The sequence below is a fragment of the Pseudomonas sp. SCPG-7 genome (genome assembly GCF_002156405.1).
GTDB lineage: Bacteria > Pseudomonadota > Gammaproteobacteria > Pseudomonadales > Pseudomonadaceae > Aquipseudomonas > Aquipseudomonas parakoreensis.
In genome coordinates this window covers 1-1,053 of record NZ_MVOO01000043.1, presented here as the reverse complement: position 1 = coordinate 1,053, position 1,053 = coordinate 1, and the positions used below count along the sequence as shown (strand labels likewise).

1 rRNA gene is annotated in these 1,053 nt (G+C 51.7%); it reads right to left on the bottom strand.

Annotated elements, in window-relative coordinates:
- Positions 1-1,053: ribosomal RNA gene (locus B1722_RS28460) — 23S ribosomal RNA — on the bottom strand; the annotation flags it as partial.

Here is a 1,053-nt window from a genome sequence, read left to right as displayed (position 1 = left end):
GACCGGCATGAGCTTACGGAGCAAGTCCTTCACCCTCACCGGCGCACCTTCTCCCGAAGTTACGGTGCCATTTTGCCTAGTTCCTTCACCCGAGTTCTCTCAAGCGCCTTGGTATTCTCTACCCAACCACCTGTGTCGGTTTGGGGTACGGTTCCTGGTTATCTGAAGCTTAGAAGCTTTTCTTGGAAGCATGGCATCAACCACTTCGTCACCTGAAAGGTAACTCGTCATCAGCTCTCGGCCTTAAGATCCCGGATTTACCTAAGATCTCAGCCTACCACCTTAAACTTGGACAACCAACGCCAAGCTGGCCTAGCCTTCTCCGTCCCTCCATCGCAATAACCAGAAGTACAGGAATATTAACCTGTGTTCCATCGACTACGCTTTTCAGCCTCGCCTTAGGGACCGACTAACCCTGCTTCGATTAACGTTGCGCAGGAAACCTTGGTCTTTCGGCGTGGGTGTTTTTCACACCCATTGTCGTTACTCATGTCAGCATTCGCACTTCTGATACCTCCAGCAAGCTTCTCAACTCACCTTCACAGGCTTACAGAACGCTCCTCTACCGCATCACTTGCGTGATACCCGTAGCTTCGGTGTATGGTTTGAGCCCCGTTACATCTTCCGCGCAGGCCGACTCGACTAGTGAGCTATTACGCTTTCTTTAAAGGGTGGCTGCTTCTAAGCCAACCTCCTAGCTGTCTAAGCCTTCCCACATCGTTTCCCACTTAACCATAACTTTGGGACCTTAGCTGACGGTCTGGGTTGTTTCCCTTTTCACGACGGACGTTAGCACCCGCCGTGTGTCTCCCATGCTCGGCACTTGTAGGTATTCGGAGTTTGCATCGGTTTGGTAAGTCGGGATGACCCCCTAGCCGAAACAGTGCTCTACCCCCTACAGTGATACATGAGGCGCTACCTAAATAGCTTTCGAGGAGAACCAGCTATCTCCGAGCTTGATTAGCCTTTCACTCCGATCCACAGGTCATCCGCTAACTTTTCAACGGTAGTCGGTTCGGTCCTCCAGTCAGTGTTACCTAACCTTCAACCTGC